Origin of the sequence: Streptomyces sp. PsTaAH-124, assembly GCF_000373685.1 — a bacterium.
In the GTDB taxonomy this organism is placed as follows: domain Bacteria; phylum Actinomycetota; class Actinomycetes; order Streptomycetales; family Streptomycetaceae; genus Streptomyces; species Streptomyces andamanensis.
In genome coordinates this window covers 260,772-279,096 of sequence record NZ_KB892180.1, presented here as the reverse complement: position 1 = coordinate 279,096, position 18,325 = coordinate 260,772, and the positions used below count along the sequence as shown (strand labels likewise).

The following is an 18,325-nucleotide window of genomic DNA, read 5'->3' as shown; positions in this document are numbered from 1 at the left end:
CCCTGTCCGCGACCGCCGTCACCTCCTCCCGCACGCATGCCTCCCCGCGCCCGGCCGCATCCAGGCCGATGTGCACGCGTCCTGAGGCAGCGCCACACACCACCCTCCGCCGCGCCGTCCCGGTCACCGGACGGTGCGCCGAGGAATCGAGGAGAGCATGAAGACCCTGATCGACCGGGAGAGCAGGACCGACCGGGACAGCGAGACCACCGCCCACGCGGAGATGGTCCAGGCCTCCGCGGCGGTCATCGCGCGTTTCCTCCAGGAGAACTTCGGCCAGCGGCTGACCGCCTTCATCGCCGGTATCGAGGACCCCAAGCAGGTGGGCAAGTGGTGCAGCGAGCAGAACAGCCCGCGCATCGATTCCGAGCTGCGGCTGCGAGCCGCCTATCAGATCTTCCAGATGATCACCTTCGAGGAGAACTGCCACACCGCCCGCGCCTGGATGATCGGGATGAATCCGCAGCTGGAGGACGACTCCCCGATCCAGGCCATCGCCGAGGACCGGCACAAGGACGCCATGGCGGCGGCCCGCTCCTACATCAAGGGCGATCTCTGACGACGCCGTCCCGGCGCCGCTCACCCCGCCCCACCCGCCTGTACTTCGCCCGCCCGTGCTCCGGCCGAACGCCCCCGGAGCGCGGGCGTCGCGCGTAGGGCCGCTGCAAGGAGACTGCAAGGAAAGTGCCCGGCGCACCGGGAAACCCCTCGTCGACCGCTGTAGGCCGAGACGAGCGATGGGGGATCGCGTGGCCGTCGGATTCACGAGACCGGCACTGATCGAGCGAGGGCACTGGCTCACCGTACGGGACTGCAAGCGGGTGCTGGTGGTCGTCCACACGGTGACGTTCGCACAGCGCCTGAGGGAAGTGTTCGAACTACTGGAGGCCGACCTGCGTGTGCAGGTCGCCTTCACCACCGCACCGCACGCCTTCGGTACCGGGGTCACCCGGTATCTGGAGGCGCAGGGCATCACCACCGTGCCCTGGAAGGAAGCCCGCCGCACCGAGTTCGACCTGGCGCTGGCCGCCGGTTCGCGCGGAGTGCACGAACTGCGCACCCCGGTCGTGCGGATCTCGCACGGCGCCGGGCACATCAAACCGCTCACCGACACCACGTCCCTGGCCCCGGGCGAGCACCGGCCGCCCGGGATGCTCAGCCGTCGGCACCTGCTGCACGAGGGCCGGGTGGTGCCGAGGGCGATCGTCTACGCACACCACCGCGACGTGGCGGAGCTGGCCCGCTCCTGCCCCGAGGCGCTGCCCGTGGCCCATGTGGTGGGCGACCCCTGCGTCGACCGGATCACGGCCGGACTGCCGCTGCGCGGGCACTACCGCCGCGCACTGGGGGTCGAGGACGGCCAGCGCCTGGTGGTCGTCGCCTCGACCTGGGGGCAGGGCTCCACGTTCGGGCACCTGGACGCGCTGCTGCCGCACCTGGTGAGCCGCCCGCCGGACGACCGCCACCGGATCGCCCTGCTGATCCATCCGAACGTGTTCGCCGGGCACGGCACCTGGCAGGTGCACCGCTGGCTGGCCGGGTGCCGCGACCGGGGCATCGCGGTCGTACCGCCCGAGGCCGACTGGCAGCCCCTGCTGATCGCCGCCGACTGGATCATCGGGGACCACGGTTCCCTGACGGCCTACGGCACGCTCACCGACGCGACCGTGCTGCTGACGCACGGCCCGCGCCGGGAGGTGTCGGCGTCCTCCCCGGCGGCGCTGCTGGCCGCCGCCGCACCCGTGCTGTCCTCCGCCCGGCCGCTGGCCGAGCAACTGGAGTACGCGGCGCACGAGCGCGGTCCGGGCCAGTACGACCAGGTGGCCGCCTCGCTGACCTCGGTACCGGGGCAGTTCCACCGGCGGATGCGCGCCCTGGTCTACCGCCTGCTCGACCTGGGCGAACCGGCCCATCCCCTGCTCGTCGCGCCACCCGAACCGCCGCCCCCACTGCGGCGGTGGGAGGTCTCCGCGGGCCCGGGGGCCGGACGATGAGGCAGCGGACCGGGACGCCCCGCCACGGCCGGCGGGAGGCCCGGCCGACCGCACCGGTGACCGGACCCCCGGCCCCGCCTCCGCCGCCGCGTCCTGGCCCCGGCGCGGCCTGGGTCACCGTCTGCTTCGGCGCCCCGGCCCCCGCCGTCACCCCGGGCACGCCGCCCGGGGACGGCCACCCTCCCCGGCCCCGGCCGGCCGGGGACACCGCGCCTGCCCGGGACCGGGGAGAACCGGAGGACTGGGGACGACCCCGGGACGCCTGGGAGCCACCGCACGCGTGGGAGCCACCGCACGGCTGGGAACGGCTGCACGCCTGGGAACGGCTGCACGGCTGGAGGCGGCTCGCCGTCCTGCGACGGCTGGCCGCGCCGGGCCGGCCGGACGGTGCGGGGCGGCCGGTCGCGCCCGGTCGCTCGGCCACTCCGGACCGGCCGGGGCCGGACGGCCCAGGCGGGTCGGGCGCCGCGGCCCGGCCGGACGCACCGAGTCCGCCCGGGAGCCCCGGTCCGGCGGGATGGGCGGCCGTCCTGTGGCGGTCGGACGTGTCCCACGGGCGGGCCTTCGTCCGTGCCGACCCACCGGCCCGCGCCCCGGGCGGACCGCTCGGGCCGGTGCGCCCGGCCTGCGGCCATCCGCCGTACGGAGGTCTCCCGATCAACGGCACTCCGCCCGACGGCCTCCCGTGCGATGTGCACCTGCGCGCGGATCCGGACGCACCGGGGCGGCCGGAGCTCGCGGAGCACGCCGATGTGCTGCTGAGCCGGGTGCCGCTGCCCGCTCCGGCGGCCCGTGCCCGGGTGGACGACCTGCTCGCCCGTCACCCCGGCTGCCTGGTCGCCGCGGTGCCCGGCGTCGGCACCGGGTACGTGCTCGGCGTACGCGGCGTGTCCGGCGTGCGGGGCGGCCCGGCGGACGGCCCTGGGACCCGGCGCACAGGGCCCGTGCCGTACGGCACGGGACGCCATGAGCCGGGGGCGTACGCCGCCTCGGCCCTGGCCGCCTCCGTGCTGCACGCGTGGCTGGCGGCGGGCGGGGCGCGGGAGGCCCTGCGCGCCGTCGTCCCGCTGGACCACCCGTGGTCCGGGCGGTACTCCACCGGCGGCGGGTGACGGGAGGACGGCGCGGGGGAGCGACCGGCTGCGGCACCCCTCACAGGTGCCGCAGCCGGTCCTCCAGGCGCTCCGCGTCCGCCGGGTCCAGCCGCCGCGCGAGCTCCAGGGCACCGCCGTACAGCCGGGCCGCCCCGGCCGTGTCGCCGTGCGCCTCGGCGGACCGGCCGAGCCATTCCAGGCAGCGGCCCTCCCAGTGCTCGGAGCGGGCGTCACCGGACCGGAAGGCGGCGAGGGCGTCCCGCAGCAGCGGGACGCCCTCCGCGTCCCGCCCGTCCCGGCACAGGACGTGCCCGAGCAGGGCCCGTACCCGTGTCGCCTCGTACGTCTCGTCCAGCGCGGCCAGTTCGTCGTGCGCCCGGCGCAACTGCTCGGCCGCCTCGGTGAGTTCGCCGAGGGCCAGGGCGGTCTGACCGAGCCGCCGCCGGGACAGGGCGGCCCCGCGCCGGTAGCCGACGGCCTCCCGCAGCCGCAGCGCCTCGCGGAAGTGGTCGCGGGCCTCGGCCGGGCGGCCCGTCTGCAACCGGATGTGCCCGAGCCCGCTGACCGCCTGGGCCTGCTGGCGCACGTCGCCGTCCTCGACGGCCTTCGCCAGCGCCCATGTGTACCACTGGGCCGCCTCCTCGTACTCCCCGGCGTCCCGCAGGCCGATCGCACCGGAGGTGAGCATCCGGCCCTCGCCCTCCCGCGCACCGCAGCGGCGGGCCGCGTCGAGCCCGAGGCGATGCGCCTCCAGCCACATCGCGGACGGGCGGAATCGGAGGAAAAGGGGCCACATCAGGTCGACCAGGCGCCAGCAGCGGGTGTCCCAGCCCGCGTCCGCGCAGTGCCGTACGGCGCCCATCAGGCCGTTGCGGTGCGTGTCGAGCCAGGTGAGCGCCTCCTCGGGGCCCGCCAGGGGGGCGGGGGCGATGTCCGGTGCGTGGACGTCGTGGCCGGGCAGCCGGTGACTGGGGGTCAGGACGAGTTCGGCGGCGCCCGCGGTGACCAGGCACCAGTCGACGTACCGGCGCAGCACGGCGGCGCGGTGGGCGGGGTCCTCGTGCCGCTCGCCGAGGCGGCGGGCGTGCGGCAGGACGAGATCGTGGAAGCGGTGGGTCTCCGGGCCGGTCTCCTCCAGGAGGTTGGCCTCCACCAGGGCGTCCACGGCGGTGTCGACGGCCGTGTCCTCGCCGTCGCTCCCTTCGCTCCCGTCGCCCGTGCCGTTCGCCACGGCCGCCAGCATCGGGAGGTCGTGCCGGTCGGTGGGCAGCAGGCCCATCCGGCGGTAGAGCACGGCCGCGTCGGCGGGCAGCAGGGCGTACGACAGGTCCAGCGCGGTCCGCATCACGGCCTCGCCGTCGATGCGGAGCGAGCCGAGGGCGCCCTGTCCCCGGGCGAGGCTTTCGGCCAGGGCGGCCACCGGGCGGTGGGGCCGCAGGGCGAGCTGGGCGGAGGCCAAGCCGACCGTCAGCGGCAGCCGGCCGCAGAGCCGGACCACCTCGTGCGCGGCGGCGCTCTCCCGGGCCACGCGGTCCCCGCCGCCGACCGCGAGCAGTTCGACCGCCGAACGCGTCGGCAGCCCTTCGAGCCGGTGCAGCGACGCCCCGTCGACCCGCAGCCCCGTGAGACTGTTCCTGCTGGTCACGACGGTGAGTCCGGTCAGGCCGCCGGGCAGCAGCGGGCGCACCTGGGCGGCCGTGAAGGCGTTGTCCAGCAGTACGGCGAGCCGCAGCCCGGCGGTCAGGGAGCGCCACAGCGCGGCCCGCTGGGCGGTGCCGGCGGGCACCGCGGACACGCCGAGCGCGACCAGGAAGCCTTCCAGGACCGTGCCGGGGGAGGCGGGTCCGCCGCCCTCCCGGGGGCCGGTCTCCTCGGCGGTGTGGCCGCCGAGGTCGGCGTAGAGCTGGCCGTCGGGGAAGCCGTCGGCGTGCTCGTGCAGCCAGCGCACGGCGAGAGTCGTCTTCCCGACCCCGGGCAGGCCGCTGACGACCAGGACCTGCGGGGCGTCGGCCGGGCGGGCGGCGCGCAGGGCGTCCAGCGCGCGGCGGTCGTCCTCCCGGCCGACGAAGCTGGCGGTGAGGTACGGGAGCTGGCGCGGTACGGGCGGCCGGGGCGGGGGCGCGGGTGCGGGCTGGTGGAAGTGGATGCCGCCGCTGACGCTGCGGGCCTGCACGACGGGGCCTTCGAGTACGGCGTCGCCGCTGATGACGTTGCTGGTCGGGGCGGTGGGTGCGGTCGGCTGCTGTGGGGGCGGGGGCGGGGGTCCGTGGCGCCGTAACCAGTGGGTGAGGGCGTCGCCCGTGGCGGTGTCGCGCAGGGCCAGCGCGGACAGTTCGCGGGCGAGCCGGTGCCAGGCCGCGGTCCGTGCGGCGCGGTCCGAGGGGGCCGCAGTGGGGTTCGCCGCAGGATCCGCCGCGAGGCCCGTCACCGGGCTGGTCTCCGGTCCGGTCACCGGTCCGGTGACCGGTCCGGTCACCGGACCGGTCTCCGGCGGCGGGCGGAGTCCGGCCGCCGCCGGGGCCCCGCGGCCCGCCGTCCGCAGGACATGGAGCAGTTCCTGCCAGGCGGCGGAATCCCGGTCCTCGGCGCAGGCGGCCATGGCCGCCGACAGCTCCTCCACTCCGTCCGGTCGTGGAAAACGCATGCAGGCCCCTTTCGGAAGATCGTCTTCACCGCGGCCAAGAAGGGAACAAGAAGAGAAAAGGATGGACCGTTAATCGCTCAATTTCGGTCTCGTTCGGTGGGCATATAGCCATGCATGGCAGGCCCATGACACCCTCGGACGCCCTGGAAGCGCAAGGCCGCCACCCTGGTCGGGGAGGTCGCTGGTGGAGTTCGAGATTCGTCTTTCCGGAGCGGTCGAAGTGCTGGTCGGTGGTCGACGCAGTGATCTCGGATCCATCAAGCCGCGGATAGCGCTCGCGGCGCTGGCCTGGGACGCGGGGCGGACAGTAGGGGTAGACACCCTTATTCACCGTATATGGGACGAGAACCCGCCGGTCAAGGCCCGCGAGACGCTGCACGCCCACATCTCCCGGATCCGTGCCGCCCTGCGCGGCGCCGACGAGGGCGCCTCGATGATCGTCAGCCGGACGAACTCCTACGTGATGCGCGTCGACCCGGACCGCGTCGACCTGCGGCACTACACCAGCTGCGTCGACCAGGCCCGCGCGCTCAAGGGCACCGACGACGAACGTGCGGCGCTCGGGCTGCTGGACCGGGCCGACGGGCTCTGGCGCGGCGAACCGCTGGCCGGGATCAGCGGCTCCTGGCCCGCCCATCTGCGCACCACGGTCGCCGAGACACGTCTGGTCGCCGCGATCACCCGGGCCGAGATCCTGGTCGGCGCCGGGCGGTTCACGGACGCCGTGCCGGTGCTGCTGCCCCTGGTGGCGGAACGCCCCGTCGACGAGGCGCTGGTGGAGCTGCTGGCCGTCGCGCTGCACGGCAGCAGCCGTACCGCCGAGGCGGCCAGGCTGCTCCAGCGGACCCGGCAGCGGGTCATCCGCGACAGCGGTCTGGACGCGGGCCGCCGGCTGCACCGCGTCCAGGAGGGGATCCTGGCCGGGACCCCGATGGTCGCGCTGTTGCGCGAGGTCGGCGTCACCGGCGGGACGGCGCCCCGGCCGCCGGTGCGGATCCCGGACAACCTGCCGCGCGACGTCCCCTGGGTCGGCCGCCAGGAGGAACTGCACCGTCTGACCGAGGCGCTGTCCGAGGGCGCCGGGGACGCGGCGCCCGTGGTCACCGTGGAGTCGATCTCCGGCATGGGCGGCGTCGGCAAGACGGCCCTGGCTGTCCATCTGGCCCACCATGTCCGCCACCGCTATCCGGACGGCGCCGTCTTCGTGCACCTGGGCGGGCACGCCTGCGACCGGGCGGCCGTCGCGCCCCGGCGGGCGCTCACCGAGATCCTGCGGCTGCTCGGGGTGCCCGGTACGGAACTCCCGGAGAGCACCGACGAGTTGACGGCGCTGTGGCGTTCCATGGCGCGGGACCGCCGGATGCTGGTGATCCTCGACGACGCGGCCGACCCGGACCAGGTGCGCCGGCTGCTGCCGGGCGCCTCGCCGACCGCGGTCGTGGTGACGAGCCGCAAACGGCTGCCCGGACTGCCCGGTGTGCGGCCGGTGTCGCTGGGCGTGCTGCCGCCGCAGGACGCGAAGGCGTTGTTCCTGCAACGCCTCGGGCCGCGCGGCGGCACCACGGACCAGGAGGTCACCGAGATCGTCCGCATCTGCGGACATCTCCCGCTGGCCGTCGAGATCGCCGCGAGCCGCCTGCTCGCCCACCCCTCCTGGACGACCGCCGACCTGCTGGCCCAGCTCGCCGCGGGCGACGGGCACCTGGACGAGCTGCGCGACGGCGAGCGCAGTCTCACCCACGTCTTCGACCTGTCCTACGACGCCCTGACCGTGCGGCAGCGGCTGGTCTTCCGCCGGATCGGACTGCACCTGGGCGCGGAGTTCGGACCGTACGCGGTGGCCGCGCTGACCGGCCTGGCCCCCAGTGCCGCCGAACGGGTGCTCGAAGAACTACTGGCCCAGAATCTGGTCTCCGAGCCTGTGCCGCATCGTTTCACTATGCATGATCTTCTGCGCGGGTATGCGCGTTCGTTGATCGGGACCGATGTGAACGGACCGGAAGAGCAGCCAGATTCGATCACCGGACGACTGGTCGATTTCTATCTCCGCGCGGCGGACGCGGCCGACCGGCTGGCCTATTCCTTCCGCTCCCGCACGGCATTCGACGGTGTGAGCGACGGGGCCGTGCGCCCCACGATTCCGGAATTCTCCCGGACCCGTGCGGCCGAGCAGTGGCTGAAATCCGAGAGCGCGAATCTCCTGGACTCGCTCGACTGGATCGCGGAACACGGGACGCCGCGTCAACTCGCTTGCGCAGCCCATGTGTTGGCAGGATTCCTGGACATGCAGGGCCATCTCGCCACGGCCGAGCCGCTGCACCGGCGGGCCGTCGACCACTGGTCCGCCGCAGGCGACAGCGCCGCGCTGGCCCGCGCCCTGCTGGACCTCGGCACGGTCCGCACCCACCGCTCCCGCTTCGAGGAGGCGATAGCGGCGGCCCGCGAGGCCCGCGAACTCGCCCGCTCGCTCAAGGATCCGGAACTGGAGAGCGAGTGCGTGCACCAGATGTCGATACCGCTCTGGCAGACAGGGCAGTACGCACTGGCCCAGTCACTCCAGAAGCAAGCGCTGACTTTCCTTTCGCAAACAAGCAATAAGCTTCAGATCGCTCGCAGTCACAATCTGCTCGGCATCACCCACCTCCATCTGTCCGAGAACGAGGAAGCACTCACCCATTTCCGGTCGGCCCTGGACTTTTTCACGGAGATCGGAAATGACAGAGGGAAATACAGTGCGCTGAACAATATGGGTGAACTTCTGACGAGGATGGGGGACCCGGAGTCGGCCGAGAGTGCCTACCGGGAAGCCATGGGCCTGGCCGCGAGCGGGACCGACCGCAGGGAGCAGGCCACGGTCCGGATGAACCGGGCGAACGTCCTGGTGGTGCTCGGCAGGACGGACGAGGCGCTGGAGCTGTACGCGGACGTGCTGCCCGTGCTCCGCCAGGTGGACGACCTCAGGGCGGAGGCCATCGCCCTGAACGGGCAGGGCCGGGCGCACCGCATGGCCGGCCGCGCCGAGCAGGCTCTTCCGCTGCATGTCGCCGCCCTCGCGGTGGCCCGGCGCATCCGTGCCGTGGGCGAGGAGATCGACGCGTTGTACGACATGGCGTGGGCCGAGCAGGACACCGGGCGCATCGCCCAGGCCACGGCCCACCTGGAGGAGAGCCTGGCGGTCAGCCGGAGCATCGGCGCCCCGGCCGAGGAGGCCCGCGCGGAGCGGGCGCTGATCCGGATCGGGGCCCGGCCGTACGTGCCCGGTGCTGACGCGAACGGGCTGGGGGAGCGGGCGCGTTAGCACCTGCGGCACGGTCCCGGGGTGCCGACGACATCCCTCGTCAAGGGCGCTTTGAGGGTGTGCGAGTTCCTCCAAGATCAGGCTACGATGCGGTCCTTACGACGTCGTAAATCCTGTCCAAGTGTCAATACGTCCGGTATTTCTGTGCCGGATCAGTCGTGGCATATGCCACAGGCAAGGTAGACATGAGAAAGACTCTCTTTGCGGCGTTCGGCGTGATCTTCACCTGCATAGCTTTCGCGATAGCGAACTCGCCGAGCGGTACCTTCCCCGGCGCCTGACGGGCCGAGGCGGCCGGTACGGGCACCCTCCCCCAGGGTCCCGTACCGGCCGCCGCCGCTCAAGCCCCCTGCACGGCCCCCTGCTTGATCCCCGTCACAATCTGCCGGATCGTCTCCAGCGGCAGCTTCGGGGAGCCGTCGGGGAAGAGGAGGCCGTTGGTCTCCTGGGCGGTGTCCATGAACTGGGTGTAGCAGAAACCCGCCACGACCTGACTGGAACGCAGCGCCGCGAACAGCTCGCCGAGCAGGGCGGCGTACTGGGTGTCGGAGCTGGTCCGGGTGTAGGAGAAGGAGCTCTCGTCGGCCCGCAGCGAGAGCCCGCCGAACTCGGTGATCATGAGGGGGGCGTCCCCCGCGGCGTACCGGGCGAGCTGGCGCTCGGTGACCGCGAGCACCCGTCCCTGCGGGCCGGGTCCGGCCAGGACCGCGTCGACGGCGGCGGCGTCGCCGTAGCGCCGGGTGAGTTCGGCGGGGTCGGCGGAGTAGTCGTGCACACCGAGGATGTCGCTGTCGGTGTGCTCCCAGCCCTCGTTGGACAGCACGGGCCGGGTCGGGTCGAGGGCCCGGGTGAGGTGGGCCAGCGCGAGCGAGTAGTGCCGCTGCGCGCTCTCGTGCGGGATGTCGGAGGCGCCCCAGCTCTCGTTGAGCGGCACCCAGGTCACCACGGACGGGTGGCTGCGGTCGCGCCGTACGAGATCGAGCCACTCGCGGGTGAGCAGTTCCACCGCCTCGGTGCCGAACTCGTAGGCGGCGCCGGTCTCGCCCCACACCAGCAGGCCGAGCCGGTCGGCCCAGTACAGGAAGCGCGGGTCCTCCGCCTTCTGGTGGACGCGGACCGCGTTGAAGCCCATCGCCTTGATCAGCTCGACCTCGCGGCGCAGCTCCTCGGTGCCGGAGTTCGCGATCAGGGTGTCGGTCCGGTACCCCTGGTTGAGGACGGAACGCACGTAGTACGGACGGTCGTTGAGCAGGAACGCGCCCCGGCCGACCCCGGCGCTGCGCAGGCCGACGTAGCTGTGGACGGTGTCGAGGACGGCGGCGGTGCCGGTGTCGCGCACGGTCACCCGCGCGTCGATCAGCGTGGGCCGCTCCGGGCTCCACAGCAGGTCCTCGCGGTCGATTCCGTTGCGCAGCGCGGGGATCACGACGTCGACGCGGCTGCGCGGGGTGCCGGTCTCGGTGGTGCTGCGGGCCAGTACCTCGCCGTCCAGGCTCAGTTCGATCTCGACCGACAGCGGGGCGGCGGGCGTGGCGGCGAGGGTGACCTCGGCGAGGACGCCGCGCGCGGGATCGGGCAGCCAGGCCAGGTCGGTGACGCGCTGGGCGGCCACCGTCTCCGTCCACACGGTCTGCCAGATGCCGGTCGTCCGTTCGTACCAGACGGCGTGCGGCCGGTCCTGCCAGTCCTGCTTGCCGCGCGGCTGCGCGAGGTCGGCAGGATCGTCCTCGGCGCGCACGACGAGGACGTGCTCGTCGGCGCCGGGCCGCAGCGCGTCGGTCACATCGGCGGTGAACGGGCTCTGCCCGCCGACGTGTTCAGCGACCAGCCGACCGTCGAGCCAGACCTTCGCACGGTGGTCGACGGCGCCGAAGTGCACCAGCGCGCGTTCGCCGGAACCGGCCGCGAGGACGTCGTGGGGGATGCGGCGGCGGTACCAGACCACCCGGTGCGGCGCGGTCTCGCCGATCCCGGAGGCGGGTGCCTCGGGCGGGTACGGGACGGTGATCTCCCGGTCGAACGCGCCGGTCCCGCCCTCGGCGAACCACGCGTCGCGCTCGCCCGCGCCGGCGTCGTCGTAGCCGAACTCCCAGACGCCGTCGAGGCTGTGCCACCGCTCCCGCCGCAGGATCGGCCTCGGATACGTCCCGTCCTGCTCGCTCGCCCTCACGAGTCCTCCCTCTGCCTTTTCCGGCATGCCGGTGTCGGCTGATTTCAACGTTTCTATAATCGGAGCCCTGTCATCATGAGTGATCGTTTGCATCGATGCAAGGGTGGGCGGAGTGCGGCGGCACGGCGCTGCCGCCGGTGCGGCAGACTCGGGGGGCCGACTCGACGGAAGGAGCCCCTCCATGGCCAGGGTGCGGATGCGGGACGTGGCCGAGCACGCCGGAGTGTCGGTGCGGACGGTCTCGAACGTGGTCAGCGGCTATCCGCACGTCAGCCCGGACACCCGGGCGCGCGTGCAGCGCTCGCTGGACGAGCTGGGCTACCGCATGGACTACATGGCCCGCGGCCTGCGCTCGGGCCGCACCGGGTTCATCGCCCTCGCGGTTCCCTTCCTCGCCGAGCCCTACTTCGCCGAGCTGGCCCAGGCCGTCATCCGGGCCGCCGGCCGGCGCGGGATCACCGTGCTGGTCGAGTCGACGGCGGGCGACCGCGAGGTGGAGCGGCGGATCCTCGACGGCGGTCTGACCAACGTCGCCGACGGCGTGCTGCTGAGCGCCCTGACCCTGCCGGCCGCCGATGTCGCGGCGGCGCGGCCCGACTTCCCGCTGGTCATGCTGGGTGAGCACAGTGTCGGCGACCAGTTCCCGAGGGTCGGCATCGACAATGTGGCCGCCGCCCGCACCGCCGTGGAACACCTGCTGGAGCAGGGCTGCCGCCGCATCGTGGCGCTCGGCCGCAACGGCAGCGAGAACGGCCGCCAGCGCACCGAGGGCTACCGGCAGGCCATGGAGGCGGCCCGGGTGCGCCGGGTGAACTGGCTGGTGGCACCGGTCGAGGACTGGACCAGGGACCAGGGCTACGCCGCCGTGCGGGAGCTGCTGGAGGGCGACGGCCCGCTGCCCGACGCGGTGTTCGCCTTCAACGACGCGCTGGCCGTGGGGGCGCTGCGGGCCCTGGACGCCTCCGGGGTGCGGGTGCCCGAGGACGTCGCGGTGGTCGGCATCGACGACATCCAGGAGTCGGCGTACACCCACCCGCCGCTCACCTCCATCGCCCCTGACCTGGACGTTCTCGCCGAACGCGCGCTCACGCTGCTGGAGGAGCAGGGCGGGCGCCGCACGGGCGGCCGGTCTGCGGCGGCGGAGGCGGGGGCAGGATCCGGGGCGGACCCCGGATCCGCCCCGGACGCGGCGACGGCGGAACCGGCGACGGCAGGACCGGTGGCTGCGGACCCGGTGGCCGAGGAGCCGGTGGCGACGGCGGCCCAGGAGGCGACGCCCTTCCGCCTGGTCGTCCGCGAGTCCTCCCTCCGCCGCCCCGGCCCGGCCTCCGGCCCCGCGCGGGACTGAGACCCGCGCGAACCGCGCGGGACCGAGACCGGCGGCGCGGGACCGGGTGGGCACGCGCCGCGCCCGCCCGGCCCCGCGAACCACCCCCGCCGCCCCCACGCAAGGTGACTTTCCGCCGATCTATTGCATCGTTGCAAATCGTGTGCCAAGGTCGCGCCATCGAGTTCACATCGCGTTAACGAGGTGAATACCCCTATGAGCGGAGCGATGGCACGCCGGCGGTTTCTGGCCCTCGGCGGCGGCCTTGCCCTGACCGGAGGGCTCGCGGCGTGCTCCTCCCCGCTCGCGTCCGGTCTGACCGGCTCGCAGCCGGACACCGCGGACGTCATCTTCTGGAACCTCTTCAGCGGCGGCGACGGCGCCAACATGGTGCTGATGGAGGACGCCTTCCGGAAGGCCAGTCCGGGCACCTCGGTCGAGGCGACCGTCCTGGGCTGGGGCAACCCGTACTACACGAAGCTGGCGCTGGCCACGGCGAGCGGCACGCCCCCGGACGTCGGCATCGCCCATCTGTCCCGGCTGCCGCTGCTGGCCGCCGCCGGGCTGCTGGAGCCGGTCGAGCGGACCGGGCTGCCCGAACTGGGCGTCACCGCGGACCGTTTCACCCCGGCGGCCTGGCAGAAGGCCACCGTGGACGGCACGGTGTACGCGGTGCCCCTGGACACCCACCCCTTCGTGCTCTACTACAACGTCGACCTGGCCCGTAAGGCCGGTCTGCTCGACGCCGCCGGTGACGGCCTCGTCCCGCTCAAGGGCAAGGACGACTTCCTGGCCGCGGTGAAGGCGATGAAGGAGACCGCCGGCGCCCAGTACGGCGCGGCGATGTCGATCACCGCCGACCCGTCGACGGCGTGGCGCTGCTTCAGCATGATCTACTCCGGGCTCGCCGGTCCGGTCGTCACCGACTCCGGCACCCGGATCGCCCTGGACGCCGAGGCGGTGCAGGAGACGGTCGCCTTCCTCCAGAGTCTGACCGCCGGCGGCCTGATGCCGAAGAACCTCAACGGCTCCGGCGCCAACGCGCTGTTCAGCACGGGCAAGGCCGGCTTCCTCTTCGACGGCGAGTGGCAGATCCCCTCGTACCGCCTGGTCAAGAGCCTGCGCTTCAACGTCGTGCCGTTCCCGGCGCTGCTCGGGCCCAAGCCGGTGGCGTACGCCGACTCGCACGCGCTGGTCGTGCCGCGCAACGACCGGCGCCCGGCGGCCCGCACCCGCGACGCGGCCCGGTTCGTCAAGAGCCTCCTGGACCACAGCGCCGTCTGGGCCGAGGGCGGCCACATCCCCGCGTGGCTGCCGACCCAGCGCAGCAAGGCGTTCCTCGACCAGTCGCCGCAGCGCAACTACGTGCGGGCCGCCTTCGACGCCCAGTACGACCCCGCCGCCTGGTACACCGGCGCGGGCTCGGACTTCCAGAGCGTGGTGGGCGGCACGGTCATCGAGGCCATCGCGGGGCGGCTCACGCCCAGGGCGGCGGTCCCGGCCCTGCGCTCGGATCTGAAGCGGTTCACCACGGCCCGACCGCCGGTCACGATGAAGTAGGAGGCAGTCACCCATGACGACCGTCGTCTCGACGCGACCGGCGGCCCCGGCGTCCGCGGCCGACCAGCGGGCCGACCGGCCGCCCCGGCCCGAACGCCGGGCCGGGCTGCTGCTCACCGCGCCCTTCTTCGTGATCTACCTGCTGTTCCTGGTCGGCCCGCTGCTGGTGGGCGTGGTGCTGAGCTTCTTCAACGCCACCACCGTCAAGAGCGGCCTGGGCGACTGGGTCGGCCTGTCGAACTACCGCGAGGTGGTCACCGACCCGCTGTTCTGGGACGCCCTGTGGCACTCGGTGCTCTTCACCCTGCTGACCACGCCCCCGCTGGTCGTGCTCGCCCTGGTCGCCGCCGTCCTCGCCTCGCGCGTGCGGCGCGGCCGGCTCTTCTACCGGCTGGCGTTCTTCGCGCCGTACGTCGTGCCCTCGTCCGTGGTCGCGCTGATCTTCCTGTGGATGTACACCCCGGAGATCGGACTGATCCCGAAGGTGTTCGGGGCCGTGGGACTGCCGGTGCCCGACTTCATCGGCAGCACCTCGGGCGGCTGGACCGCCGTGACCCTGATGACCCTGTGGTGGACCTTCGGCTTCAACTTCGTCCTGTACACCGCCGCGATCCAGGACGTCCCGCCGGACGTGTACGAGGCGGCGGCGATCGACGGGGCGAGCCCCTGGCAGCAGATCCGGCACATCACCGTGCCGCTGCTGGGCCGCACCACCAGCCTGGTCCTGATCCTCCAGATCCTCGCCTCGCTCAAGGTGTTCGACCAGATCTACCTGCTGCTGGCCGGCGGTCCCAACCAGTCGACGCGGCCGGTCATCGAGTACATCTACGACACCGGCTTCACCTCCTACCGGGGCGGCTACGGCGCCGCCGCCACCATGGTCTATTTCGTCATCATCGTCGCGATCTCGGCGGCCTGGTACGGGCTGCGCCGCCGCCGTGCGGCCGGCGCCGCGGCCTGAGCGGAGCACCCATGACCACCATGACCCCCGTCACCCCGCCCCGGCCCACCGCGGCGCGGAACGCGCCCTCGGTCAACGGCGCGAAGCTCTTCAACCGGCTGTGCGCCGTGTGCCTGACCCTGTTCGCGCTGATCTGGCTGGTGCCCTTCCTGTGGGCGCTCGCCACCTCGCTGCGCCCGGACGGGTCGATCACCGAGAAGCCGACGTCGCCGTTCGCCGGCGGCTGGTCCCTGCACGCGTACTCCTACGCCTGGGACAACTACCCGATCGGCTCCTGGTATCTGAACAGCCTGGTCATCTCGGTCCTCGCCGTGGTGTTCACGCTGGCCTTCGGCTCGATGGCGGGTTTCGCGCTGGCCTTCCTGCGCTACCGCGGCCGCGGCGCGGTCGTCGCGCTGGTCGCGGCGGGCCTGATGCTGCCGAGCGAGGCGCTGGTGCTGCCCCAGTTCATCGAGTACCGGTCCTTCCACCTGCTCGGCACGTTCTGGGCGCTGATCCTGCCCTCGGTCGCGGCCCCGCTGTCCGTCTTCGTCTTCCAGTCGTTCTTCCGCGGCATCCCCGTGGCGCTGATCGAGGCCGCCCGCATCGACGGCGCGAGCTGGTGGCGGGTCTACGCGACGGTCTGCATGCCGCTGTGCCGGCCGGCCCTGTCCACGGTCGCCATCCTCACCTTCATCACCTCGTGGAACTCCTTCCTGTGGCCGCTGCTGGTGCTCAACCAGACCAAGTCGCAGACCATCCCGGTGGGCCTGGCCTCCCTGGTCAACAACAGCAACATCCAGTACGCCGAGGTCATGGCCTCCTCCGTGCTCGGCTTCCTGCCGCTGATCGCCGTCTTCCTGGTCTTCCAGCGCCAGATCGTCCAGGGCATCGCGACCACCGGCATCAAGTGACGGCACCGCGCGGCGGCCGGGGCGGCTAGGATTCCGGGCCATGGGCCTGACCGTGGACGACGTGGACCGGTTCGAGGGCTCCAGGCCGCGCCTGGAGGCCATCGCCTACCGCCTGCTCGGCTCGGCGAGCGAGGCAGAGGACGCCGTGCAGGACACGTTCCTGCGCTGGCAGGCCGCCGACACCGGCCGGATCGAGGTCCCCGAGGCCTGGTTGACCAAGGTCCTCACCAACCTGTGCCTCAACCAGCTCACCTCGGCCCGCGCCCGCCGCGAGACCTACGTCGGCCAGTGGCTACCCGAACCGCTGCTCGCCGGTGACCCGATGCTCGGCCCCGCCGACACCGCCGAACAGCGCGACTCCCTCTCGTACGCGGTCCTCGTCCTGCTGGAGCGCCTCTCCCCGGCCGAGCGCGCGGTCTACGTGCTGCGCGAGGCGTTCGGCTACCCGCACCGCGAGATCGCGGCGATCCTCGACCTCACCGAGGCCGCCAGCCAGCAGACCTTCCACCGCGCCAGGAAGCATGTCGCGGACGGCCGGCCCCGCGCCGAGATCGACGGGGCCGCCGCCCGGCGGGTCGTCGAGGAGTTCCTCGCCGCGGCCACCAGCGGCCGGACCGAACCGCTGGTCCGGCTGCTCACCCAGGACGCCGTCGCGGTCGGCGACGGCGGCGGGAAGGTCCCGGCGCGGGCCACGGCGTTCGAGGGCGCCCGCGCGGTCGCCACGTTCATGCGCGGCCTGTTCAAGCCCAGCCCGGCCAAGCGCGCCCTGGCCGGCGGCTCGCCGGAGGTGTACATCGGCACCGCCAACGGCGGCCCCGCCGTGGTGGCGCTCGTCGACGGGCGGGTCATCGGCGTCATCTGCCTGGAGATCACGGCCGAGGGCATCGCCGCGTTCCGCAGCCAGGTCAACCCCGACAAGCTGGAGCGCGCCACCCTGCGGTGGGCGCGGGAGGACCACGGCGCGCCCCTCTTCCACGCTTACTGACCCCCCGGGGGATGTGATTCCACGCCTACTGCCCCCCGGGGGGGGGATGTGAGGTGCTTCACATCCCCTCCCTGTCAGGAAACGGCGGGCCGCCCGGTTCAAGGGGCGAACCCGCTCAAGACAGGAGCATGGAGATGCAGCACCGCATCATCGTCCTCGGAGCCGGATACACCGGAGCCAGCGCCGCCGGACGCCTCGCCAGGCGGCTGCGCCGCGAAGACGTCGCCATCACCCTCGTCAACGCCGAACCCGACTTCGTCGAACGCGTCCGGCTGCACCAGCTCGCGTCCGGCCAGGACCTCGCGCCCCGCCCGCTGCGCACGATGTTCGAGGGCACCGGTGTCACCCTGCGGATCGCGCGGGTCACCGGCCTCGACGCCGACCGCCGGACCGTGACCGTCCGCGACCCGGACGGCACCGGCGAGGCCGAGGAACTGACGTACGACACCCTCGTCCACGCCCTCGGCAGTGCCTGGGACGGCCGCGGTGTGCCGGGCGCCGCCGAGCACGCCCACGAGGTCGCCTCCCGCGCCGGGGCCCTCCGGCTGCGGGAACGCCTGGCCGGACTGGCGGCGGGGGCGCCCGTGGTCGTCGTCGGCGGCGGGCTCACCGGTCTGGAGGCCGCGACGGAGATCGCCGAGGCCCGCCCGGACCTGGACGTCGCCCTCGTCGCGCGCGGCGGCCTCGGCGAGCCCCTCTCGCCCAAGGGCCGCCGCCATCTGCGGAAGGTCTTCGACGGGCTCGGCGTCACCGTGCACGAGCACACCGCCGTCACCGCCGTCGAGGCCGGCCGCGTCACCACCGGCGACGGCACGCCGATCCCGGCCGAGGTCACCGTCTGGACCGCCGGTTTCGCCCTCCACCCGCTCACCCGGGACACCACCCTGGAGGTCTCCGGCACCGGGCAGATCGTGGTCGACGCGACCATGCGCTCGCTCTCGCACCCGCAGGTCTACGCCATCGGCGACGCGGCCCTCGCGGCGGGCCCCGGCGGCAAGCCGCTGCGCATGTCGTGCGCCACGGGCATCCCCTCGGCGTGGCAGGCCGCCGACGCCATCGCCGCCCGCCTGACCGGCACCAAGCTCCCGAACGTGCCGCTGCGCTACTTCAACCAGTGCGTCTCGCTGGGCCGCAGGCAGGGCCTGATCCAGTACGTCACCGCCGACGACCGCGCGGTCCGGGCGGCCCTGACCGGCCGGACGGCCGCCCTCTACAAGGAGGTCGTCTGCAAGGGCGCCGCCTGGGGCGTCGCCCACCCGACGCTCGGACTCCCGGTCCGCCGCCGCCCGGTCCTGCCCGGGTCCGCCGCGGCGGACCCGGCGGGCGGAGCGGGGGCGGTGGTGCGGACGGATCCGGTCGCCGAGGCGGGCGCCGCCGCCGAGTCCCCGGCCTGAGCGGT

Annotated in this window: 12 protein-coding genes; 10 read left to right on the top strand and 2 right to left on the bottom strand. The window is 73.5% G+C overall.

Features of this window, described 5'->3' with window-relative positions; all coding sequences use genetic code 11:
* Window positions 1–157: 157 nt before the first annotated feature.
* The 3 genes from B086_RS0124430 (at window position 158) to B086_RS44675 (ending at window position 3,106) form a co-directional block, all read left to right on the top strand.
* Window positions 158–559, top strand: coding sequence for a hypothetical protein (locus tag B086_RS0124430; protein ID WP_018569062.1), 402 nt, complete (start codon window positions 158–160; stop codon window positions 557–559).
* A 190-nt stretch (window positions 560–749) separates the two neighbouring features.
* Window positions 750–1,994 carry a hypothetical protein gene (locus B086_RS0124425; RefSeq protein WP_018569061.1) on the top strand — a complete coding sequence of 415 codons (1,245 nt, stop codon included), beginning with the start codon at window positions 750–752 and terminating at the stop codon, window positions 1,992–1,994.
* 545 nt (window positions 1,995–2,539) lie between these two features.
* On the top strand, window positions 2,540–3,106 hold the full coding sequence (locus tag B086_RS44675) for a hypothetical protein (RefSeq protein ID WP_158690413.1): 567 nt from the start codon (window positions 2,540–2,542) through the stop codon (window positions 3,104–3,106).
* Between the two features lie 40 nt (window positions 3,107–3,146).
* Here B086_RS44675 and B086_RS0124415 read toward each other — a convergent pair whose 3' ends face one another.
* Window positions 3,147–5,732 (bottom strand): tetratricopeptide repeat protein, encoded by a 2,586-nt coding sequence (locus B086_RS0124415; protein ID WP_234029355.1) that lies wholly within the window; start codon window positions 5,730–5,732, stop codon window positions 3,147–3,149.
* Between the two features lie 184 nt (window positions 5,733–5,916).
* Between B086_RS0124415 and B086_RS0124410 the strand changes: the two genes are divergently transcribed.
* Window positions 5,917–9,030, top strand: coding sequence for an AfsR/SARP family transcriptional regulator (locus B086_RS0124410; protein ID WP_037873833.1), 3,114 nt, complete (start codon window positions 5,917–5,919; stop codon window positions 9,028–9,030).
* Between the two features lie 340 nt (window positions 9,031–9,370).
* Here the strand turns inward: B086_RS0124410 and B086_RS0124405 are convergent, their stop codons facing one another.
* Window positions 9,371–11,200 (bottom strand): glycoside hydrolase family 2 protein, encoded by a 1,830-nt coding sequence (locus B086_RS0124405; RefSeq protein WP_018569058.1) that lies wholly within the window; start codon window positions 11,198–11,200, stop codon window positions 9,371–9,373.
* Window positions 11,201–11,381: 181 nt separating this feature from the next.
* Here B086_RS0124405 and B086_RS40650 point away from each other — a divergent pair, with 181 nt between their 5' ends.
* The 6 genes from B086_RS40650 (at window position 11,382) to B086_RS0124375 (ending at window position 18,320) form a co-directional block, all read left to right on the top strand.
* Window positions 11,382–12,548, top strand: coding sequence for a LacI family DNA-binding transcriptional regulator (locus B086_RS40650; RefSeq protein WP_018569057.1), 1,167 nt, complete (start codon window positions 11,382–11,384; stop codon window positions 12,546–12,548).
* 195 nt (window positions 12,549–12,743) lie between these two features.
* Complete coding sequence (locus B086_RS0124395; RefSeq protein WP_234029354.1) at window positions 12,744–14,087, top strand: extracellular solute-binding protein; 1,344 nt, start codon at window positions 12,744–12,746, stop codon at window positions 14,085–14,087.
* Between the two features lie 13 nt (window positions 14,088–14,100).
* A complete protein-coding gene (locus B086_RS0124390) occupies window positions 14,101–15,048 on the top strand; it encodes a carbohydrate ABC transporter permease (RefSeq protein ID WP_018569055.1) in 948 nt (315 codons plus the stop codon).
* Between the two features lie 11 nt (window positions 15,049–15,059).
* Window positions 15,060–15,941 (top strand): carbohydrate ABC transporter permease, encoded by an 882-nt coding sequence (locus B086_RS0124385; RefSeq protein WP_018569054.1) that lies wholly within the window; start codon window positions 15,060–15,062, stop codon window positions 15,939–15,941.
* Between the two features lie 40 nt (window positions 15,942–15,981).
* Window positions 15,982–16,926 carry an RNA polymerase sigma factor SigJ gene (gene sigJ, locus B086_RS0124380; protein ID WP_018569053.1) on the top strand — a complete coding sequence of 315 codons (945 nt, stop codon included), beginning with the start codon at window positions 15,982–15,984 and terminating at the stop codon, window positions 16,924–16,926.
* Window positions 16,927–17,060: 134 nt separating this feature from the next.
* On the top strand, window positions 17,061–18,320 hold the full coding sequence (locus B086_RS0124375; RefSeq protein ID WP_051115910.1) for an NAD(P)/FAD-dependent oxidoreductase: 1,260 nt from the start codon (window positions 17,061–17,063) through the stop codon (window positions 18,318–18,320).
* Window positions 18,321–18,325 lie beyond the last annotated feature (5 nt).

Excerpts from the sequence above, each read along its gene's own strand:
- B086_RS0124430 (WP_018569062.1), top strand. The coding sequence starts at position 158 with ATGAAGACCCTGATCGACCGGGAGAGCAGGACCGACCGGGACAGCGAG.
- B086_RS0124415 (WP_234029355.1), bottom strand. The coding sequence starts at position 5,732 with ATGCGTTTTCCACGACCGGACGGAGTGGAGGAGCTGTCGGCGGCCATG.
- B086_RS40650 (WP_018569057.1), top strand. The coding sequence starts at position 11,382 with ATGGCCAGGGTGCGGATGCGGGACGTGGCCGAGCACGCCGGAGTGTCG.
- B086_RS0124395 (WP_234029354.1), top strand. The coding sequence starts at position 12,744 with ATGAGCGGAGCGATGGCACGCCGGCGGTTTCTGGCCCTCGGCGGCGGC.
- B086_RS0124390 (WP_018569055.1), top strand. The coding sequence starts at position 14,101 with ATGACGACCGTCGTCTCGACGCGACCGGCGGCCCCGGCGTCCGCGGCC.
- B086_RS0124385 (WP_018569054.1), top strand. The coding sequence starts at position 15,060 with ATGACCACCATGACCCCCGTCACCCCGCCCCGGCCCACCGCGGCGCGG.
- sigJ (WP_018569053.1), top strand. The coding sequence starts at position 15,982 with ATGGGCCTGACCGTGGACGACGTGGACCGGTTCGAGGGCTCCAGGCCG.
- B086_RS0124375 (WP_051115910.1), top strand. The coding sequence starts at position 17,061 with ATGCAGCACCGCATCATCGTCCTCGGAGCCGGATACACCGGAGCCAGC.